31 protein-coding genes are annotated in these 26,172 nt (G+C 60.3%); 12 read left to right on the top strand and 19 right to left on the bottom strand.

What is annotated here, in order from left to right:
• Nucleotides 1-24: 24 nt before the first annotated feature.
• From folE to EC86_RS0111840, 4 genes are all read left to right on the top strand, one after another.
• Nucleotides 25-747 carry a GTP cyclohydrolase I gene (folE, locus tag EC86_RS0111855; protein ID WP_029525841.1) on the top strand — a complete coding sequence of 241 codons (723 nt, stop codon included), beginning with the start codon at nucleotides 25-27 and terminating at the stop codon, nucleotides 745-747.
• 4 nt (nucleotides 748-751) lie between these two features.
• Nucleotides 752-1,174, top strand: a complete 423-nt coding sequence (locus EC86_RS0111850) for a BLUF domain-containing protein (RefSeq protein ID WP_029525840.1) — start codon at nucleotides 752-754, stop codon at nucleotides 1,172-1,174.
• A gap of 61 nt (nucleotides 1,175-1,235) precedes the next feature.
• Nucleotides 1,236-2,060, top strand: coding sequence for a hypothetical protein (locus EC86_RS0111845; RefSeq protein WP_029525839.1), 825 nt, complete (start codon nucleotides 1,236-1,238; stop codon nucleotides 2,058-2,060).
• Between the two features lie 115 nt (nucleotides 2,061-2,175).
• On the top strand, nucleotides 2,176-2,721 hold the full coding sequence (locus tag EC86_RS0111840) for a BON domain-containing protein (protein WP_232229872.1): 546 nt from the start codon (nucleotides 2,176-2,178) through the stop codon (nucleotides 2,719-2,721).
• A 181-nt stretch (nucleotides 2,722-2,902) separates the two neighbouring features.
• Here EC86_RS0111840 and EC86_RS0111835 read toward each other — a convergent pair whose 3' ends face one another.
• The 7 genes from EC86_RS0111835 to EC86_RS0111805 all read right to left on the bottom strand — a co-directional run bounded on the left by EC86_RS0111835 (nucleotide 2,903) and on the right by EC86_RS0111805 (nucleotide 6,959).
• Nucleotides 2,903-3,217 (bottom strand): BON domain-containing protein, encoded by a 315-nt coding sequence (locus tag EC86_RS0111835; protein WP_029525837.1) that lies wholly within the window; start codon nucleotides 3,215-3,217, stop codon nucleotides 2,903-2,905.
• Between the two features lie 97 nt (nucleotides 3,218-3,314).
• Nucleotides 3,315-3,857: a ferritin-like domain-containing protein gene (locus tag EC86_RS0111830; RefSeq protein WP_029525836.1), complete on the bottom strand. Its 543-nt coding sequence runs from the start codon at nucleotides 3,855-3,857 to the stop codon at nucleotides 3,315-3,317.
• Nucleotides 3,854-4,318: a hypothetical protein gene (locus EC86_RS28805; RefSeq protein ID WP_156955305.1), complete on the bottom strand. Its 465-nt coding sequence runs from the start codon at nucleotides 4,316-4,318 to the stop codon at nucleotides 3,854-3,856. The genes EC86_RS0111830 and EC86_RS28805 overlap by 4 nt, the downstream gene beginning before the upstream one ends.
• A gap of 24 nt (nucleotides 4,319-4,342) precedes the next feature.
• On the bottom strand, nucleotides 4,343-4,660 hold the full coding sequence (locus EC86_RS0111820; protein WP_232229871.1) for a hypothetical protein: 318 nt from the start codon (nucleotides 4,658-4,660) through the stop codon (nucleotides 4,343-4,345).
• A 102-nt stretch (nucleotides 4,661-4,762) separates the two neighbouring features.
• Nucleotides 4,763-5,167 (bottom strand): DUF883 family protein, encoded by a 405-nt coding sequence (locus EC86_RS0111815; RefSeq protein ID WP_029525834.1) that lies wholly within the window; start codon nucleotides 5,165-5,167, stop codon nucleotides 4,763-4,765.
• Nucleotides 5,168-5,242: 75 nt separating this feature from the next.
• A complete protein-coding gene (locus EC86_RS27765) occupies nucleotides 5,243-5,407 on the bottom strand; it encodes a DUF1328 domain-containing protein (RefSeq protein WP_029525833.1) in 165 nt (54 codons plus the stop codon).
• 211 nt (nucleotides 5,408-5,618) lie between these two features.
• Entirely contained in the window at nucleotides 5,619-6,959 is a 1,341-nt protein-coding gene (locus EC86_RS0111805) for a sensor histidine kinase (RefSeq protein ID WP_029525832.1), read from the bottom strand.
• A 135-nt stretch (nucleotides 6,960-7,094) separates the two neighbouring features.
• On the opposite strand from EC86_RS0111805, the gene EC86_RS0111800 reads away from it, so the two are divergent.
• Nucleotides 7,095-7,727 (top strand): response regulator, encoded by a 633-nt coding sequence (locus EC86_RS0111800; RefSeq protein WP_011800333.1) that lies wholly within the window; start codon nucleotides 7,095-7,097, stop codon nucleotides 7,725-7,727.
• Nucleotides 7,728-7,858: 131 nt separating this feature from the next.
• On the opposite strand, the gene EC86_RS0111795 is transcribed toward EC86_RS0111800, so the two are convergent.
• Nucleotides 7,859-8,248 carry a response regulator gene (locus EC86_RS0111795; RefSeq protein WP_029525831.1) on the bottom strand — a complete coding sequence of 130 codons (390 nt, stop codon included), beginning with the start codon at nucleotides 8,246-8,248 and terminating at the stop codon, nucleotides 7,859-7,861.
• A gap of 361 nt (nucleotides 8,249-8,609) precedes the next feature.
• On the opposite strand from EC86_RS0111795, the gene EC86_RS0111790 reads away from it, so the two are divergent.
• Nucleotides 8,610-10,616 carry an AsmA family protein gene (locus EC86_RS0111790; RefSeq protein ID WP_029525830.1) on the top strand — a complete coding sequence of 669 codons (2,007 nt, stop codon included), beginning with the start codon at nucleotides 8,610-8,612 and terminating at the stop codon, nucleotides 10,614-10,616.
• A gap of 40 nt (nucleotides 10,617-10,656) precedes the next feature.
• On the opposite strand, the gene EC86_RS0111785 is transcribed toward EC86_RS0111790, so the two are convergent.
• The 3 genes from EC86_RS0111785 to gpmA form a co-directional block, all read right to left on the bottom strand.
• Nucleotides 10,657-11,418 (bottom strand): HesA/MoeB/ThiF family protein, encoded by a 762-nt coding sequence (locus EC86_RS0111785; RefSeq protein ID WP_029525829.1) that lies wholly within the window; start codon nucleotides 11,416-11,418, stop codon nucleotides 10,657-10,659.
• Nucleotides 11,419-11,561: 143 nt separating this feature from the next.
• Nucleotides 11,562-13,001, bottom strand: coding sequence for a S41 family peptidase (locus tag EC86_RS0111780; protein WP_029525828.1), 1,440 nt, complete (start codon nucleotides 12,999-13,001; stop codon nucleotides 11,562-11,564).
• Between the two features lie 253 nt (nucleotides 13,002-13,254).
• Nucleotides 13,255-14,007: a 2,3-diphosphoglycerate-dependent phosphoglycerate mutase gene (gene gpmA / locus EC86_RS0111775; RefSeq protein WP_029525827.1), complete on the bottom strand. Its 753-nt coding sequence runs from the start codon at nucleotides 14,005-14,007 to the stop codon at nucleotides 13,255-13,257.
• Between the two features lie 121 nt (nucleotides 14,008-14,128).
• Between gpmA and EC86_RS0111770 the strand changes: the two genes are divergently transcribed.
• The 4 genes from EC86_RS0111770 (at nucleotide 14,129) to EC86_RS0111755 (ending at nucleotide 16,724) form a co-directional block, all read left to right on the top strand.
• Nucleotides 14,129-14,539, top strand: coding sequence for a rhodanese-like domain-containing protein (locus EC86_RS0111770; protein WP_029525826.1), 411 nt, complete (start codon nucleotides 14,129-14,131; stop codon nucleotides 14,537-14,539).
• A gap of 110 nt (nucleotides 14,540-14,649) precedes the next feature.
• A complete protein-coding gene (grxC, locus tag EC86_RS0111765) occupies nucleotides 14,650-14,913 on the top strand; it encodes a glutaredoxin 3 (RefSeq protein ID WP_029525825.1) in 264 nt (87 codons plus the stop codon).
• A gap of 244 nt (nucleotides 14,914-15,157) precedes the next feature.
• Nucleotides 15,158-15,625 carry a protein-export chaperone SecB gene (gene secB, locus EC86_RS0111760; RefSeq protein ID WP_029525824.1) on the top strand — a complete coding sequence of 156 codons (468 nt, stop codon included), beginning with the start codon at nucleotides 15,158-15,160 and terminating at the stop codon, nucleotides 15,623-15,625.
• Between the two features lie 40 nt (nucleotides 15,626-15,665).
• Nucleotides 15,666-16,724: an NAD(P)H-dependent glycerol-3-phosphate dehydrogenase gene (locus tag EC86_RS0111755; protein WP_029525823.1), complete on the top strand. Its 1,059-nt coding sequence runs from the start codon at nucleotides 15,666-15,668 to the stop codon at nucleotides 16,722-16,724.
• A 51-nt stretch (nucleotides 16,725-16,775) separates the two neighbouring features.
• Here EC86_RS0111755 and EC86_RS0111750 read toward each other — a convergent pair whose 3' ends face one another.
• The 8 genes from EC86_RS0111750 to panD form a co-directional block, all read right to left on the bottom strand.
• The gene (locus EC86_RS0111750) at nucleotides 16,776-17,105 is read right to left on the bottom strand and encodes a cupin domain-containing protein (protein WP_029525822.1); all 330 of its coding nucleotides are present in this window, start codon (nucleotides 17,103-17,105) and stop codon (nucleotides 16,776-16,778) included.
• Between the two features lie 218 nt (nucleotides 17,106-17,323).
• The gene (panC, locus tag EC86_RS0111745; protein ID WP_029525821.1) at nucleotides 17,324-18,175 is read right to left on the bottom strand and encodes a pantoate--beta-alanine ligase; all 852 of its coding nucleotides are present in this window, start codon (nucleotides 18,173-18,175) and stop codon (nucleotides 17,324-17,326) included.
• 76 nt (nucleotides 18,176-18,251) lie between these two features.
• Nucleotides 18,252-19,154, bottom strand: a complete 903-nt coding sequence (panB, locus tag EC86_RS0111740) for a 3-methyl-2-oxobutanoate hydroxymethyltransferase (protein ID WP_029525820.1) — start codon at nucleotides 19,152-19,154, stop codon at nucleotides 18,252-18,254.
• A gap of 85 nt (nucleotides 19,155-19,239) precedes the next feature.
• Nucleotides 19,240-20,265, bottom strand: a complete 1,026-nt coding sequence (gene bioB, locus EC86_RS0111735) for a biotin synthase BioB (protein ID WP_029525819.1) — start codon at nucleotides 20,263-20,265, stop codon at nucleotides 19,240-19,242.
• 60 nt (nucleotides 20,266-20,325) lie between these two features.
• Nucleotides 20,326-21,522 (bottom strand): 8-amino-7-oxononanoate synthase, encoded by a 1,197-nt coding sequence (gene bioF, locus EC86_RS0111730; RefSeq protein ID WP_029525818.1) that lies wholly within the window; start codon nucleotides 21,520-21,522, stop codon nucleotides 20,326-20,328.
• Complete coding sequence (gene bioD, locus EC86_RS0111725; protein ID WP_051675869.1) at nucleotides 21,519-22,220, bottom strand: dethiobiotin synthase; 702 nt, start codon at nucleotides 22,218-22,220, stop codon at nucleotides 21,519-21,521. Before bioD ends, bioF begins: the two co-directional genes overlap by 4 nt.
• Nucleotides 22,217-23,551, bottom strand: a complete 1,335-nt coding sequence (gene bioA / locus EC86_RS0111720) for an adenosylmethionine--8-amino-7-oxononanoate transaminase (RefSeq protein WP_029525816.1) — start codon at nucleotides 23,549-23,551, stop codon at nucleotides 22,217-22,219. The genes bioD and bioA overlap by 4 nt, the downstream gene beginning before the upstream one ends.
• 26 nt (nucleotides 23,552-23,577) lie before the next feature.
• Nucleotides 23,578-23,958 (bottom strand): aspartate 1-decarboxylase, encoded by a 381-nt coding sequence (gene panD / locus EC86_RS0111715; RefSeq protein WP_029525815.1) that lies wholly within the window; start codon nucleotides 23,956-23,958, stop codon nucleotides 23,578-23,580.
• A 161-nt stretch (nucleotides 23,959-24,119) separates the two neighbouring features.
• Here panD and nadC point away from each other — a divergent pair, with 161 nt between their 5' ends.
• Both nadC and nadA read left to right on the top strand, forming a co-directional pair.
• Entirely contained in the window at nucleotides 24,120-24,998 is an 879-nt protein-coding gene (gene nadC / locus EC86_RS0111710; RefSeq protein ID WP_029525814.1) for a carboxylating nicotinate-nucleotide diphosphorylase, read from the top strand.
• On the top strand, nucleotides 24,995-26,119 hold the full coding sequence (gene nadA, locus EC86_RS0111705; RefSeq protein ID WP_029525813.1) for a quinolinate synthase NadA: 1,125 nt from the start codon (nucleotides 24,995-24,997) through the stop codon (nucleotides 26,117-26,119). Before nadC ends, nadA begins: the two co-directional genes overlap by 4 nt.
• Nucleotides 26,120-26,172: the final 53 nt, after the last annotated feature.

Genomic DNA, 26,172 nt, shown 5'->3' with positions numbered 1-26,172 from the left:
TAAGGGGGGCTGGTAATATCTGCCATGCTTATGAAAACTACTACGACTCTCCAGGATGTGACAGACGAAGGAACGCCCGTTTCCGTCAAGATACGCGAACGCCTGGTTCAGGCACGCAAGCGCTTTCATGCCAATGACAACATCTCCAGTTTCATCGAGCCTGGCGAACTGGAGCGCCTGCTTGATGAGGTGGAGGTCAAGATGCAGGGCGTTCTGGACAGTCTGGTGATCGACACCGTCGGTGACCACAACACGGGGAACACCGCACGCCGGGTTGCCAAGATGTACCTGAACGAAGTCTTCAACGGGCGCTACGTGGCAGCGCCGAGCATCACCGAGTTTCCCAATGCCGAGCACCTGAACGAGTTGATGATCGTCGGGCCCATCACCGTGCGCAGTGCCTGTTCGCATCATTTTTGCCCGGTTATCGGCAAGATATGGATTGGTGTCATGCCCAATGAACATACCAACGTGATTGGCTTGTCTAAATACGCGCGCCTGGCCGAATGGGTCATGGGCCGTCCGCAAATTCAGGAAGAAGCCGTGGTGCAACTGGCTGACCTGATCATGGAAAAAACCCAGCCTGACGGCCTGGCCATCGTCATGGAGGCAAGCCATTACTGCATGGCGTGGCGTGGCGTCAAGGACATGGACAGCAAAATGATCAATTCGGTCATGCGCGGTGTCTTTCTTAAAGACCCGACCTTGCGCCGCGAATTTCTGGCGCTTATTCCAAGAAAAGGCTGATCCCATGCTGGTCCGTTTGCTTTATGCGAGTCGCGCTGTGGATATCGGCGACGAAACCATCTCCAGCATCCTGGCGCACTCCCGCCAGTACAACCCGACACTGGGGATTACCGGCATTCTTTGCTACGGTGGGGGCGTTTTTCTGCAAGCCATCGAAGGCGGGCGCATGGCCGTGAGTGAACTGTACGGACACATCCTGAAAGATCAGCGCCACAAGGATGTGGTGTTGCTGGACTTTGAGGAAATTTCAGCGCGCCGCTTTGGCGGATGGACCATGGGAACGGTCAATTTGCTCAAGCTGAACCATTCCATCTTGTTGAAATACTCCGAGAAAGCCGAGCTTGATCCCTATGCAGCTTCTGGCAAGGTATCCATGGCCCTGCTTGAAGAACTGATGGCGACCGCTTCCATCATCGGTCGTGCCTGAAAAATAGCCAGCGAACCCGTGGGTGTTCCCGGGTGAACTGCATCAGGAGCGCAAGGACACAATGGGCTTGATTCCTGAATTATTGGTCGGTTGCGATTTTTCCTGCAGCCCCAGCAGACGCAAACCCATCGTGATGGCTTCGGGAACTTCACTTAACGGACGTGTGCTTCTATCAGGCCTGGAACGCCTCGATTCGCTTCACGGATTCGAGCAATGGCTAATCCAGGACCGCCACTGGCTTGGGGCGTTTGATTTCCCTTTCGGACTGCCGCGCGAACTGGTGACGCACCTGGGCTGGCCCACACAATGGATTGCATTGATGAATCACTATGCCGGTCTGAGCCGGCTTGAGATTCGCAACACGTTTGCGGCTTTTTGCAATGCCCGTCCCATCGGACAAAAATTTGCCCATCGCGCCACTGATGGGCCATCTGGCGCCAGTCCCTCCATGAAGTGGGTCAATCCACCGGTTGCCTTCATGCTTCACGCCGGCATTCCCCGGCTAGTGGCAGCCGGTGTCCACATCCCCGGCCTTCACCTGGGGGACACCCGGCGTAATGCGCTGGAAGGGTATCCGGGGATGCTGGCCCGCGAGGTATTGGGAAATCGGTCTTATAAAAGCGATGACAGGGCCAGGCAGACGCCTGAGCGGCTTATTGCCCGAAAGGACCTGATCACTGCACTGGAGCATGGGCAAACGCGCCTGGGCCTGCGCCTGAAGGTCAGCCATGCACAGCGCGATGCCTTGGTCGATGATGCAAGCGGCGACAGCCTGGACGCTGCGCTCTGTCTGATGCAGGCTGCCTGGGCAGCGCAGCAGGGTGCGCCTGGATATGGCTTGCCTGCCAGCATGGATGCGCTGGAAGGGTGGATTGTGACGGCCTGAATGTTCTGTTGAACTGAGGCAGGATAATCTTGTTGCATCGATACTGATGATGATGGCGAGATCAATTCGCTGCACAGGCTCTTTAAAATTTTGAATCCACAAAAAAGGTTAGTTCGTGAGAAAAATACATCCGCACACCAAACAGCTTGCCGTTTTTAGTCTGAAAACCCGCATCCTCGCTGTCGCGTCGCTAGGCATTGCAATTGCGTTATTAAGTGGCTGCAACAAGCCCGACGATAGTCAGACACCCGGTCAAAAACTTGACTCCGCGATTGGCAAGACGGAGCAGGCTGCAGCCGAGGCAAAACGCCAGGGTGAGCAGTCGGGCGCCGATGTGAAGGCTAAAACCGAGGCAGGTTTTGCCAAGGCAGGTGAGGCACTGAAAAATGCCACCGAAAATGCCGAATCCTCAGCCAAGGTAGTTGCCAACAAAGCCATCAACAAAATCGATGACATGGCAATAACAACAGCCATTTCAGCGGAGTTGCTAAAGGACGCGGAAATCAGGCTGTTTAAAATCAATGTCGATACAAAAAACGGGGCAGTGGTGCTGAAAGGCAGCGTTCCGACAGAGGCCGTGCGCGAAAGGGCTGCTGCGATTGCTAAAACGTTTAGCGGCGTTCAGTCGGTAGACAACCAACTGGTTATTAAGGCCAACTGACTGCATCCAGTGCCGCGGAATGATCGCCTGGACCAATCACCTGCCTGGCGTTCTCAGAATCAGGGAATTTTTAACCGTTCGCCGCGCGTCTGAGGTGAAAAAAAAGCAGGTACGAAAATATTCCGTTGCCTGCTTTTTTCCGCCGCCTTGAAAAGGCGGCGTGATCGAATATGAAAATCGATTAAGGACGAACGACGATGTCGTTGCGAACGCTTCGTACATTTTTGACGCCACGGGCAATGTTTTCGGCTTGCATCTTTTCAGCGCCTGATTTGGCGAAACCCGACAGTTGTACGGTTCCATTGAGCGTTTCGACGCTGATGGATGTTGCTGAAACAGTCTTGTCTTCGGCCATCTTTGCCTTGACAGACGTCGTGATAGCTGCATCATCAACATAGGAACCGACGGTCTCCTGGCCGCGTCCCACAGCGCAGCCGCTTCCGATAATGGTGATGCCAGCCAAGGCTGCGAATGCAATTGCGCGTGCGTATTTCATAGGGTTTCCTCTTCGAGTTGATTTGTTTAGATTGGTGCAAAGTTTTAAAAAGCCTGTCGATTAACGGCACCACGCCTATCGACCAGCACCTGGAGATTTAAAGATCCAGCCAGTCTTTGAGTTCGTCAGCATGCTCTTCTTCGTCCGCCAGAATGTCTTCAAGCATTCTGCGTGTTGTAGGGTCTTTGTCGGCAAGCAGTGAGATCATCTGACGATAAGACTCCACGGCAATCCGCTCGGCGATCAAATTGACCCGGACCATGGTTTTCAAATCATTGGATTCATCATAGTCCGCGTGGCTGCGCTGCAAAAGGGTGGCAGGCGAAAAGTCAGGCTCGCCGCCCAATTGCACGATGCGCTGGGCAATGCGGTCAGCATGCGCAGATTCTTCATTGGCATGCACCATGAACTCGTCAGCAATCCGGGGCGACGAAAGGCCACTGGCCATGAAATGATGCCGCTTGTAGCGCAGCACGCATACCAGTTCAGTTGCCAAGGCATCGTTCAAAAGCTTGACAATGGCTTCGCGATGCGGTCCATAGGAAGGGGTGATCGCACCTTGGTCAAGGCTTGACCTGACAGCTTCGAGCGCCGATTGGTCAAGGCTCAGTTCGCTGGAGGGATTAGTAATATTGTTCATAGTGTTGTATCAGCATTTCCAGAAGGGCGGATGAAAGAAGAAAACATCGTGAACAGTGTGTTTGACAAGCCCGACGATTTGACTGCCGCCACCACCAATGCGCTCGCAGAGATCATGCGCCATGGCTTGATGACCACCACAGCCGCGCCTGCGGCAACGGAGATGCCCAGCAGATTGAAAGGGTGGGCTCTTGCGTAATCATTCAAAAGAGGACGGGCAAGTTCTACTGCCGCACTTGCAGGATGGCGGTGCCACCACATCCGAGCCGCATACCTGATTCTGCCCAGGACACTGTGCCCTGGGGAACCTATGCCTGAACCTGGTGTTCCATTGACCGCATCAATATCGCTGTCTGACCGCTCCTCAACGTCCCGATGATGCCGGTTCATGTGCCTGACAATGGCCTTGCGGCTGATAGCCAGGCGCTCTTGAGGAGTGAGTTCGATAGGAAAAGAGGCCATATCGGTTTCTTTTGATGACGTAATTCAGGAAACAGTACGCAATGCCTGTGCATCGCTGTCAATCTGGGCTTTCAACTCTGGGAAACGCTCACTTTTCAAAGGTTTCATGGCAATCACGGCGGCAATTACTGCAAGTAATAGGGCCAATCCCGGAACTGCCACCAGCATCCAGTGGAACTGGTTTTGTAAAAAACCCAGCATCAGGGCTATTCCTGCGAGTGCAAGAAAAACAGCAAGCGCCAAAATAGCCGTTATCCCTGCCACTGCACGCGCCAGCAGATCAGAACCCGCACTTGTTGCTTCCTTGTGAAACAGCGATCCGTACGCAGACAGATGGTCCATGACCAGATCGGGCCTTTGCACAATCGTTGAAATAAGAGGATGCAGCATAAGTAAAGAAGAGTGATGCGTCAGTGGTGAGTAGGTATAGCTGGCGAGAAAATTTTAATAGCGATTGTGATTGCGGTGGCGTGAACTCGAAACCAGCAGGGCAACCGCCGCGCCTACCGCTGCGGCGATCAGCACCGAGCGCATGGGTTGCTCGGAAACATAACGGGTGGTGGCATCTGCAGCATGCTTGAACGATTTTTCAGCGCGCTCTCTGGCTTCGGAAGCCATGTCAAGGCTCTGGCGTGCCATTTTTTGTGCCTTGGAGGCCAGCATTTCAACCATTGGATCGACGCTGCCACGTAACTCGCGAACCTTGCTTTCTGCCCTGTCGAGCGCCTGGTTGGCATGCTCACGTGTTGCCTCAATAGCCTTCCCCGCTGAATTCATCATGTCATCCGACGCTTTTTGCATTGCAGGAACTGCGTCACGCGCCATGTTCGAGGGGCTGTTTGTGTTCATGTCTTTTTCCTTGGTGAATAAATGATGAAAGAGTGGATACGAAAGCAAGCGCTTTGGAGCGGCTGTTCGCTTAGGCTAGTTTTTCCTGATCAAGCTTAGAACAAAACTGACGATTGCCATGATAGCGAACAGAAAGAAAAGAATTTTGGCAATTTCCACGGCACCCGCTGCGATTCCACCAAAGCCAAAAACTGCGGCGATCAGGGCGATCACCAAAAAGACAACGGAGTAGTGCAGCATTTGATTTCCCTGGTAGCAGCGTGGCACATGAAAAGTGCTTCTTGACTGTCAGGAAGTAGCTTCGCCCCAAGAGCAGGTTTTTCCCATCGGCTTTGGACTTAAACCCCTGTCAGGGTCTGGGTTAATGACCTGTAGGAAAAGGATGACATTTTGTAACGCGCAGCTTGGTTTTTCGGGAACTTGGCACTCAAGCGATTCTTCTCTTGGTCCTTCAGTGTAATTTGGGCAGCACAGCACCGACCTGAGTGCCTTTGTTCTCCGCGCTGGCTACGGTCAGTTTTCCACCGGCAGCTTCCACACGGTGACGCATGCCGGCGAGCCCGTGGCTCCCTGGGCTGATGCTCTCCAGTTTGAAACCCTTGCCGTTGTCCTTCACATCCACAGTGATGAAATTGTCAAAGTTGTGAACGCTGATTTCCACTTGGGTGGCGTTGGCATATTTGGCAATATTGGTCAAAGATTCCTGGACCAGCCGGTAAACGGTCAGTTGCGCTGATCCACCGAGTTCAACGGTTTCCAGGTCGGTGGTGATCGACAGCCCCGACTGTTCCTCAAATTCGCGCGCCAAAATCTCAAGTGATGCCACCAGGCCAAGATGGGAAAGTGAAGAAGGTCGAAGGTCTTCGACAATGCGCCTTTTCAAGGCAATGCCGGTGTTGAGCGTACTGGTCAGGTGCTCAAGCCGCTCTGAGGCTTCCGGAAGGTTGTCGGCAAGCCTCGATTTGAGCCGTGCCACATCGAGCTTGGCTGCCGTAAGAAGCGCGCCGAGTTCATCGTGGAGTTCTCGCGCCAAGTGGCCGCGTTCATCTTCACGCACATTTTGAAGGTGGGTGGCTAGTTCGGCCAGACTTGCCGTGCGCTCCCTGACCTGTTTTTCCAGCAGGTCCCGCTCACGCTCCAGCGTCTCCTGTTCGCGCTGCCCTGAGGCCAGCAGCGCCTTGTTTTGCATCAGGTACATGTAAAAAGCAAGTAATCCGACAAGCGCCGTCGTGGCGATGCCTATACGAGAAAGCTGCAGCGCTTTCCTGACTTGTGCCTGGCCTTGTTCCATCTGCTGGATGCTGCTTGCGGACAGTTTGTCCGATTGATTCCTGATGGCTTCCATCTCCTCTTTGCCTACGTCGGTGGTCAGCACGAACTTCCAGCCATCGTCATTGCCTTCCTTTCGCATGCGCACACTCAGGTCCATCTCGGCCATCTTGCGCGACACATGACGCGACAAGGTGTCAAACTCGCCGATTAGCGCAGGCTGTGAAACAAAAATCCGCTGCAAAACGTTGAGGTTCTCAGTAATATCGCCTACTGCGGCCCTGTAAGGCTCCAGATAGCGTGGATCGCCTGTCAGCAGGTAGCCGCGCTGTCCGGTTTCCGCGTCCAGTACCTGCCGGACCAGACGGGTGATGGCACTGCGTGTCTGCTGAGCCTTTTCCATGTTGCCGACCGCCTTGGTTGATTGCTGAAAACTCGCTTCGTTGATGAAAATCAGGAAGGCAGCCGCCAGAATGGCCAGAGGCAGGCTGATGGCGCTTTTCAACGCAGCAAATTTTTTCAAGACTAACTCCTGTTCGGTACTGGTATGGACAACTCATCAATAATGAGCAGTGATAATCAAGACAGCTGTTTTTGTCTCGGCGCTGCCTTTTGGCAGCTTGGCCAGGCGGCACAGGTTTTATAGAAAGATAGCGACATGATAAAAATTGGAATTGTGGATGACCATGCCATTGTGCGGTCGGGACTGAAGCAGTTTTTTTCGGATCAGGTGGATTTGCGCGTTGTCGGTGAAGCGGCAAGTGGGCGTGAGGCGATTGACCTGGTTCGCAATGTTGAGTTGGACATTCTCGTCATGGACCTGTCCATGCCAGGTCAGAGCGGAATTGACGCGCTGGCCATGATCCGTGCGAAGGCACCCGATGTGGGCATCCTGATCCTGAGCGGCTATCCGGAAGAACATTACGCGGTCAACCTGATTCGTCAGGGCGCTAGCGGCTACCTCAACAAGGAATGCGATCCTTCCGAGATTGTCGATGCCATTCGCGTGATTTCCCTGGGCAAGCGCTACATCACGGCTGCCGTGGCCGAGTTGCTTGCGCAGCAATTGAACCGTCCAAAAGACGTTGCCGCGCACGAACAACTGTCGGAGCGGGAATTTCAGGTTTTCCTCAAGCTGGCCAAAGGTGAAACGGCGGGCGATATTGCCAAGGCGCTTTCGCTTAGCGTTAAAACGGTTAGCACCTACCGTACCCGAGTGATGGAAAAAATGAGTCTGGCCTCCAACAGCGACCTGACTTATTACGCCCTGAAAAACAAGCTGATTGACTGAGTGCCGAGCACGTCGCCTCATTCCTCATCCGATGCCGGTCTGCCAGCGAGGCAACCGGCTTCGTACGAAGTTGAGGCTTTGAGAAATTCAGGAATTAAAAAATCTGACAATTCAGAAATTCATCTGGAAAGTTAGTTTTTTTTGGGGAAGCTGCTGTTTTGTTGCAGGCAGTAGTCCACGAGTGCATCAATTTCGTTGGATTTGTCAAATACTGCATCAACTCCGAGTTGAGCGCATCTTTGTCGAATATCGGCAGTGGCGTAATTACTCAGAACCACCACCTTTTGCCTCGACGGGCGGTCTTGGCAAGCTGCCAGCACGCCCAGGCCACTGCCTTGTTTCAAAAACAAGTCGACGATTGCCAGATCCCATTCCTGCCGGTTGGCGTTGAGCCAAGCCTTGCCATCGTTTTCAGTTTCAGCCGTTCCCACCGCAATCACACAGGCAAGCTCCTCCAGCGTACCGATCAGATTCTCTCGAATGGTAGGGTTGTCTTCAACGATGTATGTTTTCAATCTCACGGCTCATATCCAGTTAACGGAGGCAGGACTTCGATGTGAGTTGCGAAAAGCCCGCCAGTGCGGCCAGCAAGAGCCGGAATTGCCAGCTTGTCTTGTTTCCTAATGTATCTTCAGGTTGATGCACGATTGTGCCAGCGGCATTTGTTTGTATTTGTAGGGGTTTTCCGACGATTGCGCGTCAAGATCATGTAGGCACCTGCCCACAGCCTTTCATCGCATTTGCCGACTGCCCAAAAACCTGCATCAAGATGATAGTCGAGCTGTCTGCCCAAGTGTCTCTACGCCCATTGCTTACCAGATTTTGTGCATTGTCATCCATGCCGGCCGGGCTTCTTGAATGGCTGTTTTCCCTTATCAACGCATGAAAAATTCCCTCACCAAATCTCCAACTCTTCGCCATTGGATGGCTGGCATAGGCATCGTCCTAATTGTGCTGGTGCTGGTTATTTCCTTCTTTCCTTGGGATTCACTGCGTGGACCCATCAACCGCTATGTGTCGGATCAACTCGGAAGGCGCTTCGAAATTACGCGCCATCTTTCGGTCAACCTGGGTTTCACCACCACGGTGAGCGCCGACGGCATCGAAATTGCAAATCCCGAATGGGCGCACGATCCCTACCTGCTCAAGGCTACTGCTGCGCAGTTTGACATCAGCCTGCTGCCTCTGATGGTTGGAAAAGTCGTGCTGCCGAACATCAAGCTGACCGAGCCCCGGATTGGTCTGCAGATCGAACCCGATGGCCGAAGAACATGGGCGTTTTCGCGGGATACGTCCGAGAATGGAACGGCACCGCAAATCGGCTCTTTCGTCGTGGACCAAGGAAGTGTCAGTTACCTTGCCAAGGCCCAGGGCGCCGACCTTGATGTCCAGTTTTCACTGGCATCCGAGTCCGGCAACGACTTGCCTTTGAGCTTCAAGGCGTCCGGGCGATGGAATAATGGCGCCTTCACGGCCGATGGACGCACCGGCGGCGCCTTGGAGTTCAGCAGGGATTTCCAGGCTTCCTTTCCCATTGAGGTCAATGCTGTCGCCGGAAGAACCCGCCTCAAGGCAAAAGGCTCGGTTGCCGATCTTGCCAACCTGGCCGGCATCGATGCAACTTTTGACCTGCAAGGTGAAAATCTTGACGATCTGTTCGGCTTGCTCGGCGTCGTGTTGCCCTCCACGCCACCTTACAAGCTCCGTGGCAAGCTGGACAAGAAAGACAAAACCTGGGATGTCAGTCAGATTCAGGGCCTGCTGGGCAAGTCTGACCTAAGCGGCTCCCTGAGTTTTGACCAGTCTTCAGCGGTCCCGCTACTCACCGGCAAGGTGCAATCAAAAGTCATGGATTTCGCAGATCTGGCGCCTGTCATTGGCATTGCGCATTCTGGCCGCTCAACGCCAAAGGCAAATTCGGCGAATGCTTCAACAGGCAGCAAGGCAGCGCCGTCTTCTGCTGACAAAAAAGCTTTGCCAACCGGAACTGCGCCAGGCAAGGTGTTGCCGCGTACGCCACTGGATGTGCCCAGGCTTAACGCCATGAACGCCGATGTGACCTACTCTGCAGCCGATATCCGGCACGTCAAGGAATTGCCGCTCGACAAAGGTTCCGTTCACGTCAAGCTCAATGCCGGTGTTCTGCAACTGGAACCCATTTCGCTGGGCGTCGCCGGTGGATCGGTGGCAGGCACCATTCGCATTGACTCGACCGTTGCGCCAGCGGCCATCACCACCCGGCTGGATGTGCGCGCCTTGCAATTGAACCAGCTGTTTCCTGCGGTGGAAAACACCAAGACCGGCTTTGGAAAGTTCAGCGGTCAGTTCAACTTGGCAGGCCGTGGCAATTCGGTGGCGCAAATGCTGGGTTCTGCCTCGGGTGACGTGGCAATCCTCATGGGCAAGGGCGAGATCAGCAACATCCTGCTTGAGTTCATGGGCCTTGATGGCGGCGAGGTGATCAAGTTTCTGGTGCGTGGCGACAACACCGTTCAGTTGCGTTGCGCGGCAGCAGCGTTTGACGTAAAACAAGGTTTGATGACCAGCCGGGCCATCGTCCTCGACACCAGCGATACCGTCGTCACCGGGCAGGGGCAGATCAGCCTGGCCAATGAAACGCTCGATATCCTTTTCAAGCCACTACCCAAGGACGTGAGCATCCTGAGCCTGCGTTCGCCGCTTCGGATCGGCGGAACCTTTGCCAAAACGACAGCGGGACCGGAAACCTCGGCACTGGCCGGGCGCGTTGGCATTGCGCTGGTCCTGGCTGCCATCAACCCTTTGCTGGCGCTGGCGGCGACGATTGAAACCGGGCCGGGCGAGGATGCCGACTGTGCCGCTGTCCTGTCGAAGGCCGCACGGCCCGCAGCCGCAAACGGTAAAAAGTAAGTTTGCGTGGCTGCAGGATCAGCGTTTTGCTGCTGGGCCGTCAAATTTTGCTTTCAGCAGTTCTGCAGACGGTGCATGATTTGTTGCGAACCAGCGTCATCTGATGCCACTCCATGCCCCTGCCGTCAAGCATCAGGAGCCGTCCTGTCAAGGTCTGCCCGATGCCGCACAGCAGTTTCAAGGCTTCGGCGGCCTGCATGGCGCCCACGATGCCGACCAGCGGCGCAAACACGCCCATGGTGGCGCAGCGGGTTTCTTCCGGCAGGTCTGATTCGGGAAAAATGCAGGCGTAGCAGGGGGAGTCAGGGATTCGGGGATCAAAGACCGTGACCTGACCGTCGAACCGGATGGCCGCGCCTGAAACGAGCGGCTTGCAGTGCCTGACGCAGGCCCGGTTGATCGCGTGTCGGGTTGTGAAGTTATCGGTGCAGTCAAGCACCAGGTCCGCCTGAGGCACGAGTTGGTCGAGGAGTGCATCGCCCGCCCTTTGCGCCACCGGGACGACTTCGACATCCGGATTCAGGGCGGCGACTGCCTGGACTACCGACACCGCCTTGAGTTCGCCAATGCGCGCCACCGTGTGGGCAATCTGGCGCTGCAGGTTGGTGGCATCGACACGGTCATCGTCAACCACCGTGATGCGTCCAACGCCGGCGCTGCCCAGATAAAGCGCGACCGGCGAGCCGAGACCGCCCGCGCCAATGACCAGTACGTGGGAGGCGAGAAGCTTTTCCTGGCCTTCAATGCCTATCTCGTCAAGCAGGATATGCCGTGAGTAGCGAAGCAGCTGTTCGTCGTTCATGATGCGGGACAATTCAAAAAAAGCCACTGGAAGGCAGGGCATTCGAGGCGAGAAATCGCAGTCGATGAATTATGTGAAGGGCATATAAAGCAAAGCCCGTCCGGAAAAGGACGGGCTTTGCTTCGACCGGACGGACTGGCCGCCTAGTTTTCTTTTTTCTCGTTCTTGGGTTCGACCACTGCTGTCTTGCTGACAAGCACCGGACGCCCCTTGAGCTGGTTGATGGCCTGGGCCAGCTGGAAATCCTTGTCGCTGCCCAGTTCGGGCGGGCGACGCTGCTCAGGCGTTTTCTTGGCTTCTTCCTCCAGGCGCTTGAGTGCTTCTTCCCGGGCTTTTTCGCGGCCGGGGTCCTTGACTTCAGCACCCTGGCCACTGTTGAGGTGCTTTTCCAGGTCGGCCTCGCGGGTGCGCAGCGCGGCAAAAGGACTGCCTTCGGCCGTTTCGTCGATCATCACGTCCGGCACAATGCCGCGCGCCTGGATGGATTTGCCGCTTGGCGTGTAATAGCGCGCCGTGGTCAGCTTGATGCCGGTGTCAGGACCCAGCGGCCGGACCGTCTGCACCGAACCCTTGCCGAAGGTCTGGGTGCCCATGATGGTGGCGCGCTTGTAGTCCTGCAGGGCACCGGCCACGATCTCACTGGCCGAGGCCGAACCTTCATTCACCAGCACCACCAGCGGCACATTCTTGAGGGCCGCTGGCAGACGCTTGAGCGGGTCGGCCCCGTTGCGCCGCTGGTAGAACTCTGGCGAAGCCTTGTAGACCGACTTGCTTTCAGCCAACTGGCCGTTGGTGGAAACCACGGTCACGTTTTCAGGCAAAAAGGCCGCCGACACAGCCACGGCCGCGTCCAGAAGGCCGCCCGGGTCATTGCGCAAGTCCAGCACCAGGCCCTTGAGCTTGGGTTCCTGCTTGTAAATTTGTTCAATTTTGGTAACGAAGTCGTCTACCGTCCGTTCCTGGAACTGGCTCAGGCGAATCCAGGCATAGCCCGGCTCGATCACCTTGCTGCGAACCGACTGTGTACGGATTTCCTCACGCGTGATGCTGACCGGGAAGGTGCGGCTTTCATCCTTGCGGAAAATCGTCAGCAACACCTTGGTCTGCGGCTCGCCGCGCATTTTCTTGACCGCATCGTTCAGGCTCAGCCCCTTGACGGCGGTGTCGTCGATGCGGGTGATCAGGTCATTGGGCTTGAGTCCGGCGCGGTCGGCAGGCGAGCCTTCGATGGGCGACACCACCTTGACCAGCCCGTCCTCCTGGGAGATTTCGATGCCCACGCCCACGAACCGGCCAGAAGTTCCTTCGCGAAATTCCTTATAGGTCTTTTTGTCGAAATACACGGAATGCGGGTCAAGGCTGGCGACCATGCCCGAGATGGCGTCGGTGATCAGCTTCTTTTCGTCCACGGGCTCGACATAATCGGTCTTGACCATGCCGAAGACCGCCGCGAGCTGCTGCAGTTCTTCAAGCGGCAACGGCGCCATGCCCGCACGTGCGACCGCCTGCAGTTGCACCGTGGTGAGGGCGCCTGCCATCGCACCGATTGAGATCCATCCTGCAATTTTTAGCTTCTGACCCATGAGATTTTCCTAAGCCTGTTGAAGGAGCCTGCGCTCCTTTTTTGTGAGGAGCAATATACACCTTGGATACATGCACGTCCCTGCAGTTCCGTGAACGGCATGCCAATGACAACTAAATGTAGGGAAAGATCCGTCTTTTGCAAGGCGCTGAACGCATCATTGCAGACAACCGGCGCCATGGGCCGGGCAAAGGGTATTGCCAGACTTGTTTCTCCACCCGGCCAGGCCGTCATTCAGCCGGCCTGGCGGTGCCTCAAGCCAAAACGGCCTTGCCTTGCGCACCCACGGCAGCTGCAGCCCTGGCGGCGGCTTCGCTGTCGCCCAGGTAATAGCTGCGCAGCGGCTTGAGGTTTTCGTCCAGTTCGTAGACCAGCGGAATGCCGTTGGGAATGTTCAGTCCCACGATCTCGCTGTCGGAAATATTGTCGAGGTATTTCACCAGCGCGCGAATCGAGTTGCCATGCGCGGCCACCACCAGGCGCTTGCCGGCCTTGATGGCGGGCGCCATGGCTTCGTTCCAGAAAGGCAGGACGCGCTCGACCGTGTCCTTGAGGCATTCGGTCAGTGGCACCTGGCCGGGCAGCAGCCTGGCGTAACGCCGGTCGCCGCGTTCGCTGCGGGCGTCGTCGGCTGCCAGCGGCGGCGGCGGCGTGTCGTAGCTGCGGCGCCAGACCAGCACCTGCTCGTCGCCGAACTTCTTGGCGGTCTCGGCCTTGTTCAGGCCCTGAAGGTCGCCGTAATGCCGCTCGTTCAAGCGCCAGCTATGCACCACCGGCAGCCAGGTCTGGTCCATCTCGTCGAGGACATGCCAGAGCGTGCGCGTGGCGCGCTTGAGCACGCTGGTGTGGGCCACGTCGAAGTCGTAACCTTCGGCCTTGAGCAACTGGCCGGCATTCCTGGCCTGGGCAATCCCGGTTTCGGTCAGATCGACATCGGTCCAGCCGGTGAAGCGGTTGTCCAGGTTCCAGGTTGATTCGCCGTGGCGGATGAGCACGAGTTTGTACATGGTGATGAAGTTTTGGAGGAAATGAAAAGCGAAAAGGTGGAATTTAAAAGCCGGCCTTCGGGCGAACTTGTGCCCCCATTCTAAAATCACGCTTCGAGTGAAAAACATACAAAGGGTTTACGTGAAATTTCTGATCGACAACTGGATGCTGATTTCGATAGCCATTGCCTCGGGCGGCATGCTGGTCTGGCCCTTGATTGCCGGTGGCATGAATGCCGGCGCACTGAACGCCAGCGGGGCCGTGCAGCTCATCAACCGCGAAAAGGCCGTGGTGGTGGACGTTTGCGAGCCTGCCGAATTTGCCGCTGGCCATGTGACCGGCGCCAAAAACATACCGCTGGGCGACCTGGAAGCCAGGCTGCCAGGCGTGGTCAAGAACAAGGCCTTGCCCCTGATTCTTGTCTGCGCGAGCGGCGCGCGCTCCGGTAAGGCCGTGGCCATCGCCAAAAAACTTGGTTACGAGCAAGCCCAATCCCTGGGCGGCGGACTGAAGGCCTGGAAAGACGCTAACCTTCCCCTTGAGAAAGCCTGACAAGCCGGTTTTCTCTCGCCTGCCTGAACGCTGTCGATGCGCAGCGCTGGCATTGATCACTTCCATCGGACGCCGCGCACCTGCCGCGACGTCGAAAAAACAGGAAATCCATGCAAACCGTCAAGATTTACACCACCGGCTCCTGCCCGTACTGCATTCAGGCCAAACAGCTGCTCAAGGAACGCGGTGTCGCCGTGCTCGATGAAATCCGGGTTGACCTGACGCCGGGCGAACGCCAGAAAATGACGCAGATCACGGGCCGGCGCACCGTGCCGCAAATTTTCATTGGCACCACGCATGTCGGCGGGTGCGACGATTTGATGTCCCTGGACGAACGGGGCGGCTTGATGCCGCTGCTGGCAGGCGCCGCCTGATTCCATTTCCAGATCAAACCGATATGTCGTTGCTTCGCCTTGCCGTGCTTGCTTCCTGTTCTCCGGCTTCGCGCCTAATCTCGGATTGATCTGGAAACGGAATGAGCGCCGCACTGGCGTTTTTCCGGGTGAAGTCCCTGAGATAATCCGCCTCGAATTGCCTGTGCCCAGATGCCATCCGCTTTGGATGGCGCACGGGTTTGCGCATCTCAACCGATTTTTAAACACTTCACGAAAGACCACCATGGCCGAAGACAATCTTGACCCCGTATTCCAGATCCAGCGCGTTTACCTGAAGGACATGTCGCTGGAGCAGCCCAATTCGCCTGAAATCCTGCTGAACCAGGAGCAGCCCGCTGTCGAGATCCAATTGGGTGTCGATGCCAAGCCGGTGGCCGATGGCCTGTTTGAAATCACCGTGACCGCCACGGTGCATACCAGGATCGAAGACAAGACCGTGTTCATGGTCGAAGCCAAGCAGGCCGGCATTTTTGAAATCCGCAACGTGCCAAGCGAACAGATGGGCACGCTGCTGGGCATTGCCTGCCCGCAAATCGTCTACCCCTACCTGCGCGGCAACGTGGCCGACATCATCCAGCGCGGCGGCTTTCCGCCGGTGCATATGGCTGAAATCAACTTCCAGGCGATGTACGAGCAGCAGCAGGCCGAAGCCATGATGGCCACGCCCGAAGCACCGCAAATCATCGTCTGATGGCGCAGCGCGTGGACACGGGCAGCGCGCCCCGGCCGGCATGAAAATTGTGGTCTTGGGCGCGGGCGCCTGGGGCACCGCGCTGGCCGTCAATGCCGCAGGCGCAAGCGACGCCGGCGTGGTCCGGCACGAAGTCACGCTGTGGGCACGCAATCCGCTTCAGGTCCAGGCCCTGCAGGCCGAGCGGGCCAATACCCGTTACCTGCCCGGCATTGCCCTGCCGTCCAGCCTGCGCCTGCAGGGCGGTGACGGGATGTCTTTGGCCCAGGCGGTCAGCGGGCAGGATTTGATCGTTGTAGCCACGCCGGTGGCAGCTGCGCGCAGCATGCTGAGGCAGCTCAAGCATGCGCGGGCGCCTGTGGCCTGGCTGAGCAAGGGCTTTGAATCGCCGGTTGCGACAGAATCCGCTCCAGCTTCTGATTCAAAGCCTTTTGGCCTGATGGTGCATGAGGTGCGGGCACAGGTTGCTCCTGATTTAAGAGCTGGCGTGCTCAGCGGCCCCAGTTTTGCGCTGGAAGTGGCCCGCATGCAGCCGACGGCGCTGGTCGCCGCCAGCGAACATGCCGAAGTGCGCGCCGCGCTGGTGGCCGCGTTTCACAGCCCCAGCCTGCGCGTTTACGCCAGCGACGACCTGGTCGGCGTCGAAGTCGGCGGGGCTGTCAAGAACGTCATGGCGATTGCCGCCGGCTTGTGCGACGGCCTGCAACTGGGCCTGAACGCCAGGGCCGCCCTCATCACGCGTGGTCTGGCCGAAATGACGCGGCTGGGCGTGGCGCTGGGCGCGCGCGCCGAGACGTTTACCGGCCTGTCGGGCCTGGGCGACCTGGTGCTGACGGCCACCGGCGACCTGAGCCGCAACCGCAAGGTCGGCCTGTTGCTGGCGCAGGGCAAGAGCCTGGGCGAAGTACTGGCGTCGCTGGGCCATGTGGCCGAAGGCGTTTACTGCGCCCGCACCGTGGTGCAGCGCGCCGCCAGCCTGGGCGTGGACATGCCGATTGCGCAAAGCGTGGTGGCCTTGCTCGACGGCCGCCTTGAGGCATCAGAAGCCGTCGCGCTGCTGATGGAGCGCGAGCCGAAGACCGAACTCGATTGCTATTGAATCAGTAGCTGATCACGCCCGTGTCTATTGCGGAAAAGGCATATTTCGTCATTATTTTCGCAGCACGATGGTCAGCAGCAGCGATGAATCCTGCACCGCCGTCAGCGCATGGTCCACGCCGCCTTCGAGCCAGACGAGCTGGCCGGCCTTCATCTGCCGGATCTGCCCGCCTGCCGTCAGGCTGACCGCACCTTCCAGGCAGTGAATCGTGACTTCGCCCTTGACCCAGTGGGACGGCATGGTTTTGCCCGCCGGCATGACCAGGCGCATGACTTCCAGCTCATCGGTCTTGAACAGGGCGACATTGCGTGATTCGGACAGCTTGCTGCCCAGGGGCTGAACGTCAACGAGTTGTCCGGGGGCGGCATGTGCGATGGCCATAGTGAAACTCCATGAAAGCGGCAGGAATGCCTTGAGGCCGTTTTATACATCAGTGCCGGTTGCCGGTGCCCGGGACGGCGTTTACTGGCGTGGTCGGTGCGGTGATTGGAAGTGGCTTGGAAAAAAACCAGTTAAAAGTGCCTTTTGCGCATACAGGACGTGCGCAAGCAGCTATCAAAAAAAAGCAATCAAAGCGGCTTCAAGCCCGCCGCGCCGCCTCAAATCTCCAGGTTGTCGATCAGCCGGGTGTTGCCCAGCTTGGCCGCTCCCAGCACCACCAGCAGCTGGTCGGCCAGCAGGCCGTGCGGCGCCATCAGGTCGGCGCGCCGGCGCACCGTCAGGTAGTCGGGCTTCCAGCCGCGCCGCGCCAGCGCCTGCAGGGCCTGGGCTTCGAGTGCGGCCAGGTCGGGCAGGCCGGGCGCGGCGCGCGCGGCGTCGCCCAGCGCGCGCAAGGCCTGCGAAAGATGCACCGCTTCCTGGCGCTGCTCGGGCGTGAGGTAGCTGTTGCGCGACGACAGGGCCAGCCCGTCGTCGGCGCGCTGCGTCTCGCCGGCCAGGATCTCGATGGGCAGCGCAAACTGCTGCACCATGCGCCGCACCACCATCACCTGCTGGTAGTCCTTCTTGCCGAAGGCAGCTATGCCGCCCGGCATGCCGGCGAAGACGCAGGAAAACAGCTTCATCACCACGGTGCTCACGCCAATGAAAAAGCCGGGACGGAAATGGCCTTCGAGGATGTCGCTCAGGTCGGTGGCCGGATGCACCTTGAAGCTTTGCGGCTCGGGGTAGAGGTCTTTCTCGCGCGGGGCGAACACCACGTCGCAGCCGGCCGCTTCCAGCCGCTGAGCATCGGCGTCCAGCGTGCGCGGGTAGCTGTCGAAATCTTCGTGCGGCGCGAACTGCAGGCGGTTGACAAAAATGCTCGACACGGTGACGTCGCCCAGCGGCCTGGCCTGCCTGACGAGGGCGATATGGCCTTCGTGCAGGTTGCCCATGGTGGGAACAAAGGCCGGGCGCTTGTAGCCGCTCAGCTGCTGGCGCAACTCTGCAATGGTGTGGACGGTGTGCATGGTGTCTCCTTGAGTGACGGCCCGTTTCGGGCGTGTTTTTTTGAATCTTGCAGGGAACCCGCAGGGGGTTGCCGCTCTACCAGGCGTGGACGCTGTTGTCTGGAAAGCTGCCGTCCTTCACGGCGCGCACATAGGCTTCCATGGCGCCGCGCACGCTGGGCGCGCCGTCCATGAAGTTGTGGACAAATTTGGCCATCTTGCCCAGGTTCATGCCCAGCATGTCGTGCAGCACCAGCACCTGGCCCGACGTGCCCTTGCCCGCGCCAATGCCGATGGTCGGGCAGCGCGTAAGTAACTGGGTCACCTCTAGCGACAGCGCCGCCGGCACCATTTCCAGCACCAGCATGGACGCGCCCGCGTCCTGCAGCGCGCTGGCCTCGCGGCGCAGCAGGGCGGCCGATTCCTCGGTCTTGCCCTGCACCCGGTAGCCGCCCAGCGCATGCACGGTTTGCGGTGTCAGGCCCAGGTGGGCGCAGACCGGAATGCCGCGCTCGACCAGGAAACGCACGGTGTCGGTGGTCCAGCCGCCGCCCTCCAGCTTGACCATGTGCGCGCCGGCCTGCATCAAGGTGACCGCGCTGCGCAGCGCCTGCTCTTTCGATTCGTGGTAGCTGCCAAAGGGCAGGTCGCCAATCAGCCAGGCCGTGGCGTGCGACCGGCGCAGGCCGTTGGCCACGCATTCGGTGTGGTGGCGCATGGCTTCGAGCGTCACGCCGACGGTGCTCGACAGGCCCTGGCAGACCATGCCGAGCGAGTCGCCGACCAGGATGCATTCGACGCCGGCGGCGTCCGCCACGGCGGCAAAGGTGGCGTCGTAGGCGGTCAGCATGGTGATCTTGTCGCCGTGCGCGTGCATTTCACGCAGGCGCGGCAGGCTCATGGGCTTGCGCGCCGAAGGGCTGGACGCGGGCGGCAGCGTGCCATAAGGCGTGGCACCGGGCGATGCGGAAGCGGGGGCGGCTGCGTTGTCTGAAATCATGGGCATTCTCCTGAATGAGCGGGAGTTTAATGCGCTGGCAGGGTGATTCAGGGCGGGCCTCAAGAGACAAGGCCCGCCCGGTGCATCAGGCCGCCTGCGGCGCCGCGCGTGTCATGCCCAGACGTTCCAGCAGCTTGAGGTCGGCGTCGGTGTCGGGGTTGCCGGTGACCAGCAGCTTGTCGCCGTAAAAGATCGAGTTGGCGCCAGCCAGAAAGCACAGCGCCTGCACTGCGTCGCCCATTTGCTGGCGGCCGGCCGACAGGCGCACGCGCGCCGTCGGCATGGTGATGCGCGCCACCGCAATGGTGCGGACAAACTCGAACGGGTCCAGGTCGGCCAGGTCTTTGTTGTCGGCCAGCGGCGTGCCTTCGACCTTGACCAGGTTGTTGATCGGCACCGACTCGGGGTAGGGCGTGAGGTTGGCCAGCTCGGCCACCAGGCCGGCGCGCTGGCGGCGGGTTTCGCCCATGCCGACAATGCCGCCGCAGCAGACCTTGACGCCGGCGCTGCGCACGCGTGCCAGCGTGTCGAGCCGGTCCTGGTACTGGCGCGTGCTGATGATGTCGCTGTAAAAATCAGGCGCGCTGTCGAGGTTGTGGTTGTAGTAGTCCAGCCCGGCGCTTTGCAGCGTTTGCGCCTGGCCGTCTTCCAGCATGCCCAGCGTGGCGCAGGTTTCCAGCCCCAGCGCCTTGACGGTGCGGATCAGTTCGGCAACTTTTTCAATGTCGCGCTCTTTTGGCGAGCGCCAGGCCGCGCCCATGCAAAAGCGCGTTGCGCCGGCGGCTTGCGCCAGCTTGGCGGCGGCCAGCACCTCGGCCGGCTCCATCAGCTTGCTGGCCTCCACGCCGGTGTCGTAGCGGGCGGCCTGCGGGCAGTAGCCGCAGTCTTCGGCGCAGCCGCCGGTCTTGACCGACAGCAGCGTGGCAAATTCAACGCGCGTGGGGTCGAAATTCTCGCGATGTACGGTTTGCGCCTGGTGCATCAGCTCGGGGAAGGGCAGGTTGAACAGCGCCTCAATCGCGTCCACGCTCCAGCGTTCGGCGCCGGTTTTGGGCGCTGGCGTAGCGGTGGGGCGGTGCAGGGTAATGGTCTGTTCTACAGCGGTGAGCATGGGTGAATTCCTTGGTGAAAATTGGAGGGGAGTCTAGCTGAGCGGGTGCCGGGCGTTGGCTCAGCGCAAGGCCCTGGCCAGCGCGGTTAGGGCGTCAATCAACAGGTCGATGTCGGCGTCGGTATGGGCGGCCGAAAGCGCAACGCGCAGGCGGGCCGTGCCCTCGGGCACGGTGGGCGGACGAATCGCGGGCACCCAGATGCCGCGCAGGCGCAGGCCTTCCATCACCGCCAGCGCGTCGTCGTTGCGGCCAATCAGCAGCGGCTGAATGGCGGTTTTTGAGTCTGACAGCTGCCAGGCGCTGCCCTGCAGGCCGGCCCTCAAGCCGCTGCGCAGCCGCGCAATCAGGCGATGCAAATGCGTGCGCCGCCAGTCTTCCTGCTCGATCAGCTTGAGGCTGGCGCGCAGGGCGCTGGCCAGCATCGCCGGTGCAGCGGTGGCAAAAATATAGCTGCGGGTTTTTTGCAGCAGCCATTCCACCAGCGCGTCGTCGCCCGCCACAAAGGCGCCCGCCACGCCGGCGGCCTTGCCCAGCGTGGCCATGTAGAGCACGCGGCGGGACGCCTGGGGGCCGGTCAGCCCGGCGGCAGCCAGGCTGCCGCGCCCCTGCGGGCCGAGCACGCCAAAGCCGTGGGCATCGTCCAGCAGCAGCAGAGCGTCATGGCGTTCGCACAGCGCCAGCAGGCCGGCAATGTCGGCGCTGTCGCCGTCCATGCTGAACACCGCGTCCGTGATGACCAGCTTGCGCGGGGCGCTGCTCTGCGCCAGTTCGCGCTCCAGCGCGGCCAGGTCGGCGTGTGCGTAGCGGTGAACCTGGGCGCGCGACAGCCGCGCGCCGTCAATCAGGCAGGCATGGTTCAGCGCATCTGAAAAAATCGCGTCGCCTGCGCCCACCAGCGCCGGAATAATGCCGGTGTTGGTGGCGTAGCCGGCGTAAAAGTAGAGCGCGCGGCTCAAGCCGACGAAGGCGGCCAGTTCATGCTCCAGCGCCGCATTGGCGGCGCTGTGGCCGCTGACCAGCGGCGAGCCGCCCGATCCCACGCCATAGGCCTGCGCGCCGGCACACGCCGCCTGCACCAGCGCCGGGTGCGTGGCCAGGCCGAGGTAGTCGTTGCTGCAAAACGCCAGCATGTTTTGGCCGTTCACCGTCAGGCGGGCGCCGCTGTCGGGCGTGACCACGCGGCGCTGGCGGCGCAGGTGGGCCTGGTCCATTTCCGCCATGCGGGCCGGGAATTCGTCAAGCCAGGAAGTGGTCATTGCCATGCCGGTGGAAGGTGAAGGGGAAAAGCGCGCGGGTCAGGGGCGCACTGGTGGGGAATGCTGGCCAGCAGCGGCGCCTGGAGCCGTTGCTGCAAAAAATCGATGTTGTCTTGCTGCGCCAGCATGGCCGGATCAACGTGATTGGCGACCCAGCCGGCCAGCGTCAAGCCACGCGCGCGAATGGATTCGGCCGTCAGCAGCGCATGGTTCAGGCAGCCTAGGCGCAAACCAACCACCAGCACTACCGGCAGGCCCAGTGCCTGCGCCAGGTCGGCCCCGGTTTCAGTCGCTGACAGCGGCACCTGAAAACCGCCTGCGCCTTCAACCACCACGGCGTCCGCCAGCTGCGCCAGCGCGCGGTGGCAGGCGACCAGATGGGGGATAGCAATGCGCACGCCGGCGCGGGCGGCAGCGATGTGCGGCGATACCGGGTCGGGCAGCAGCACCGGGTTGTCGAGTTCGGGCGGCACGCGGCAGCTGGACGCGGCGCGCAGCGCCAGCACATCGTCGTTGGCGGCCACGCCGTCGATGAGTTCAGTGCCTGCCGCCACCGGCTTCATGCCGACCACACGCGAGTGGTAGCGCGCCAGCGCGTGCAGCAAGGCGGCGCTGACCAGCGTTTTGCCCACGCCGGTGTCGGTGCCGGTAATAAAAAGGGAAAGTGCCTGGGGTGCGAATGTCGTTGTGTGGGTCATATTTCGGCCAGTGTGGCCTCAAGCGCCGCCAATGCGCCGTGCGCCAGGTGCGCGGCGGTCTCGGCATCCATTGCGTAGGGCGGCATGGCATACAGCGTGTTGCCAATCGGGCGCAACACCACCCCGTGCGCCAGGGCGTGCCGGGCGTAGCGGTGCGCAAAGTGGGGCAGCGGCGCAGCACCCGAGGCTGTCTCGTCAATATCCCAGGCCCAGATCATGCCCAGCCGGCGGGCGTTGCGAACCGACGGGTGCCGTGTCAGCGGCGCAAACGCCTGGTCGAGCAGCTGCGCCAGTTCGGCGTTGCGGGCCAGCACGTTGGTTTGTACGAACAATTCGAGCGTGGCCAGTGCGGCGCGGCAGGCCAGCGGGTTGCCGGTGTAGGAGTGCGAATGCAAAAACCCCCGGGCCACGTCGTCGTCATAAAACGCGTCGTACACGGTGTCTGTGGTCAGCACCGCCGACAGCGGCAGGGTGCCGCCGGTCAGCCCCTTGGACAGGCAGATGAAGTCGGGCTTGATGCCTGCCTGCTGGTGCGCGAACATCGTTCCGGTGCGGCCAAAGCCGGTGGCAATTTCGTCGGCGATCAGGTGCACCTCGTAGCGGTCGCACAAGGCGCGCGCCTCGCGCAAATAGCTGGCGTCGTACATCGCCATGCCGGCGGCGCACTGCACCATCGGCTCCAGAATCAGCGCGGCGGTCTGCGCATGGTGCTGCGCCAGCCAGCTTTGCAGTCCAGCGGCGGCGCGCCGGGCCACGTCGGCGGCGCTTTCGCCGTCTAGCGCGCCGCGTACATCGGGGCTGGGCACGGTGGCGGCCAGCCGCACCAAGGGCGCATAGGCTTCGCGGAAGATAGCGATGTCGGTCACTGCCAGCGCACCCACGGTTTCGCCGTGGTAGCCGCCCGCCAGCCCGATGAAGCGGCATTTTTCGGGCCGGCCGGTGTTGCGCCAGTAATGCGCGCTCATCTTCAGGGCAATCTCGGTGGCGCTGGCGCCGTCGCTGCCGTAAAACGCATGGCCCAGGCCGGTCAGTGCGGCCAGCCGCTCGGACAGTTCCACCACCGGCTGATGCGTGAAGCCGGCCAGCATGACGTGGTCGAGCCTGTCCAGCTGGTCAAGCAGTGCGGCCTTGATGTGCGGATGGTTGTGACCAAACAGGTTGACCCACCAGGAGCTGATGCCGTCAAGGTAACGCTTGCCCTCGAAGTCGTACAGCCACACGCCTTCGGCCCGGGCAATCGGCACCGGGGGCTGCGACTCGTGCAGCTTCATTTGCGTACACGGGTGCCACACATGGCGCAGGCTGCGCTGGATCATGGTCAGGTTGTCCATCGGGGGCTTCAAGGTGAGCGGCTGAATCAAGCCATCTGCACCGGAATCGTCGAGCGCTCTTCCTTGATGCGGTTGTCCGGGTTGACAAACACCAGCTTGGGCGCAAAGCCGGCCACTTCCTGTTCTTCCACCTGCGCAAAAGCAGCAATGATGACCAGGTCGCCCACGGCCGCGCGCCGCGCCGCCGAGCCGTTGACCGAGATGATGCGGCTGCCGCGTTCGGCCCGGATGGCGTAGGTGATGAAGCGCTCGCCGTTGTTGATGTTCCAGATGTGGACCTGCTCGTTTTCGCCCAGGTTGGCGGCGTCGAGCAGGTCTTCGTCGATGGCGCACGAGCCTTCGTAGTTCAGCTCGCAGTGGGTCACGCTAGCGCGGTGGATTTTCGATTTGAGCAGGGTTCTGAACATGGGCTGGCAAAAAAAGTAGGTTCAAGAAAAAGGGCTTTGGCTGCGGGCCGGGCGGCGCGGCAGGCACGGGTTTGCCGGCGCGTTAACATTTGGGCCGGTCCGGCGCGACAGCCCCGGTAGTTTAAGGGCACTGCATGGTGCATTTTCAGGCTCGGTGGTTTATGAAAAAGTCGTTTGATTTCAATCCTGAGGCGCTGGCCTTGCTGGCCCGATCCGATGTGATGCGGGCGCTGGCCGAAGATGTGGGCGAGGGCGACCTGACCGCCGCGCTGATCGACCCGGCCGCCCAGGCACGCGCCCATGTGCTGGCGCGTGAAAGCGCGGTGCTGTGCGGCAGCGCCTGGTTCGACACGGCGCTCAGGCAACTGGACCCGGAGGTTTCGGTGCTCTGGCATGTGCGCGACGGCGAGCGCTGTGAGGCCGGCCAGGTGGTGGTCGAGATGCGCGGCCAGGCCAGGGCGCTGCTGTCAGCCGAGCGCACGGCGCTGAATTTTCTGCAACTGCTGAGCGCCGTGGCGACCAAGACCGCCACTTATGCCCTGCAAGTCGAAGGCACGAAAGCGCGCATCGTCGATACCCGCAAGACGCTGCCGGGTTTGCGCCTGGCGCAAAAATACGCCGTGCTGACCGGTGGCGGCACCAACCACCGCTTCGGCCTGTACGACGCGGTGCTGATCAAGGAAAACCACATTGCCGCTGCCGGCGGTATTGCACAGGTACTGCAGCAGGCCGCCAAAATTGCCGCACGGGCCGATTTTGTCGAGATCGAGGTGGAAACGCTGGCGCAACTGCACGAGGCGCTGGACGCTGGCGCCACGATGGTGCTGCTCGACAACATGGATTTGCCCACGCTGCGCGAAGCCGTGCGCATCAACGCCGGCCGGGCGGTGCTGGAGATTTCAGGCGGCGTCACGCTGGCCGGCCTGCGTGAACTGGCCGAGACCGGCGTGGACCGCATCTCCATCGGCACCTTGACGAAAGACGTTCAGGCCATAGATTTTTCGATGCGCTTTGCCGCGCCGCAAGGAGGAAATTCATGAGTGCCGTTTTGTCCCGCATTGACGTCGATTACGAGCAACCCTTGACGCCCGGCGCCGGCGCCTGCTCGACGCACCACGCCTGGGCGCGCGTGCCGGTCGAGCCTTCCCAGCCCGAGCGCGCCGCGCTGAAAGACCGCATCCGCAGCCTGCTCAAAGCCAAAAACGCCGTCATGGTGTCGCACTACTACGTGCATCCAGACCTGCAGGACCTGGCCGAGGAAACCGGCGGCATCGTCTCGGACTCGCTCGAAATGGCGCGCTTCGGCCGCGACCACGCCGCGCAGACGCTGGTGGTGTCGGGCGTGCGCTTCATGGGCGAGACCGCCAAGATTTTGTCGCCCGAAAAGCGCGTGCTGATGCCCGACCTGGACGCGACGTGTTCGCTCGACCTGGGCTGCCCGATTGATGAATTCAGCGCCTTTTGCGACGCGCATCCCGACCGCGCCGTGGTGGTTTATGCCAACACCAGTGCGGCCGTCAAGGCGCGGGCCGACTGGGTCGTCACGTCGAGCTGCGCGCTGGACATTGTTCGCGCATTGAAAGCGCAGGGCCAGAAAATCCTCTGGGCGCCCGACCGGCACCTGGGCGGCTATATCCAGCGCGAGACAGGAGCCGACATGGTGATGTGGAACGGCGCGTGCATCGTGCATGACGAGTTCAAGGCCTTTGAATTGCAGGCGCTGATGAAGGAACACCCGCTGGCCAAGGTGCTGGTACACCCGGAGTCGCCCGCCGATGTGGTGGCGCTGGCCGACGCGGTCGGCTCGACCTCGGCCATTTTGAAGGCCGCGCGAGATATGGACGCGCTCGAGTTCATCGTCGCCACCGACAACGGCATGATGCACAAGCTGCGCACGCTCAACCCCGGCAAGGTCTTCATCGAAGCGCCCACAGCCGGCAACAGCGCCACCTGCAAAAGCTGCGCGCATTGCCCGTGGATGGCGATGAACTCTCTAGCCGGGCTGGCGCAGGTGCTGGAAACCGGCGCGAACGAAGTCCACATCGACCCGGCCCTGGGCCTGCGCGCGCGCCTGCCGATTGACCGCATGCTGGCCTTCACGGCGGCGCTCAGGAACGGCCAGCCCACGGCCGGGCTGGTGCCCCATATCGGCGCGGCTTAAGGCTGAAACAACTGCTCGCCATCCGGTTTTACTCCCTCTCCCTCTGGGAGAGG

Origin of the sequence: Polaromonas glacialis, from assembly GCF_000709345.1 — a bacterium.
In the GTDB taxonomy this organism is placed as follows: Bacteria; Pseudomonadota; Gammaproteobacteria; order Burkholderiales; family Burkholderiaceae_C; genus Polaromonas; species Polaromonas glacialis.
The sequence above is the reverse complement of the archived record's forward strand: the minus strand, read 5'-3'. Positions and strand labels throughout refer to the sequence as shown.

Coding starts and splice junctions, on each gene's coding strand:
- folE (WP_029525841.1), top strand. CDS start 25: ATGCTTATGAAAACTACTACGACTCTCCAGGATGTGACAGACGAAGGA.
- EC86_RS0111850 (WP_029525840.1), top strand. CDS start 752: ATGCTGGTCCGTTTGCTTTATGCGAGTCGCGCTGTGGATATCGGCGAC.
- EC86_RS0111845 (WP_029525839.1), top strand. CDS start 1,236: ATGGGCTTGATTCCTGAATTATTGGTCGGTTGCGATTTTTCCTGCAGC.
- EC86_RS0111835 (WP_029525837.1), bottom strand. CDS start 3,217: ATGAAATACGCACGCGCAATTGCATTCGCAGCCTTGGCTGGCATCACC.
- EC86_RS0111830 (WP_029525836.1), bottom strand. CDS start 3,857: ATGAACAATATTACTAATCCCTCCAGCGAACTGAGCCTTGACCAATCG.
- EC86_RS28805 (WP_156955305.1), bottom strand. CDS start 4,318: ATGGCCTCTTTTCCTATCGAACTCACTCCTCAAGAGCGCCTGGCTATC.
- EC86_RS0111820 (WP_232229871.1), bottom strand. CDS start 4,660: ATGGACCATCTGTCTGCGTACGGATCGCTGTTTCACAAGGAAGCAACA.
- EC86_RS0111815 (WP_029525834.1), bottom strand. CDS start 5,167: ATGAACACAAACAGCCCCTCGAACATGGCGCGTGACGCAGTTCCTGCA.
- EC86_RS27765 (WP_029525833.1), bottom strand. CDS start 5,407: ATGCTGCACTACTCCGTTGTCTTTTTGGTGATCGCCCTGATCGCCGCA.
- EC86_RS0111800 (WP_011800333.1), top strand. CDS start 7,095: ATGATAAAAATTGGAATTGTGGATGACCATGCCATTGTGCGGTCGGGA.
- EC86_RS0111790 (WP_029525830.1), top strand. CDS start 8,610: ATGAAAAATTCCCTCACCAAATCTCCAACTCTTCGCCATTGGATGGCT.
- EC86_RS0111785 (WP_029525829.1), bottom strand. CDS start 11,418: ATGAACGACGAACAGCTGCTTCGCTACTCACGGCATATCCTGCTTGAC.
- EC86_RS0111780 (WP_029525828.1), bottom strand. CDS start 13,001: ATGGGTCAGAAGCTAAAAATTGCAGGATGGATCTCAATCGGTGCGATG.
- gpmA (WP_029525827.1), bottom strand. CDS start 14,007: ATGTACAAACTCGTGCTCATCCGCCACGGCGAATCAACCTGGAACCTG.
- grxC (WP_029525825.1), top strand. CDS start 14,650: ATGCAAACCGTCAAGATTTACACCACCGGCTCCTGCCCGTACTGCATT.
- secB (WP_029525824.1), top strand. CDS start 15,158: ATGGCCGAAGACAATCTTGACCCCGTATTCCAGATCCAGCGCGTTTAC.
- EC86_RS0111755 (WP_029525823.1), top strand. CDS start 15,666: ATGAAAATTGTGGTCTTGGGCGCGGGCGCCTGGGGCACCGCGCTGGCC.
- EC86_RS0111750 (WP_029525822.1), bottom strand. CDS start 17,105: ATGGCCATCGCACATGCCGCCCCCGGACAACTCGTTGACGTTCAGCCC.
- panC (WP_029525821.1), bottom strand. CDS start 18,175: ATGCACACCGTCCACACCATTGCAGAGTTGCGCCAGCAGCTGAGCGGC.
- panB (WP_029525820.1), bottom strand. CDS start 19,154: ATGATTTCAGACAACGCAGCCGCCCCCGCTTCCGCATCGCCCGGTGCC.
- bioB (WP_029525819.1), bottom strand. CDS start 20,265: ATGCTCACCGCTGTAGAACAGACCATTACCCTGCACCGCCCCACCGCT.
- bioF (WP_029525818.1), bottom strand. CDS start 21,522: ATGACCACTTCCTGGCTTGACGAATTCCCGGCCCGCATGGCGGAAATG.
- bioD (WP_051675869.1), bottom strand. CDS start 22,220: ATGACCCACACAACGACATTCGCACCCCAGGCACTTTCCCTTTTTATT.
- bioA (WP_029525816.1), bottom strand. CDS start 23,551: ATGGACAACCTGACCATGATCCAGCGCAGCCTGCGCCATGTGTGGCAC.
- panD (WP_029525815.1), bottom strand. CDS start 23,958: ATGTTCAGAACCCTGCTCAAATCGAAAATCCACCGCGCTAGCGTGACC.
- nadC (WP_029525814.1), top strand. CDS start 24,120: ATGAAAAAGTCGTTTGATTTCAATCCTGAGGCGCTGGCCTTGCTGGCC.
- nadA (WP_029525813.1), top strand. CDS start 24,995: ATGAGTGCCGTTTTGTCCCGCATTGACGTCGATTACGAGCAACCCTTG.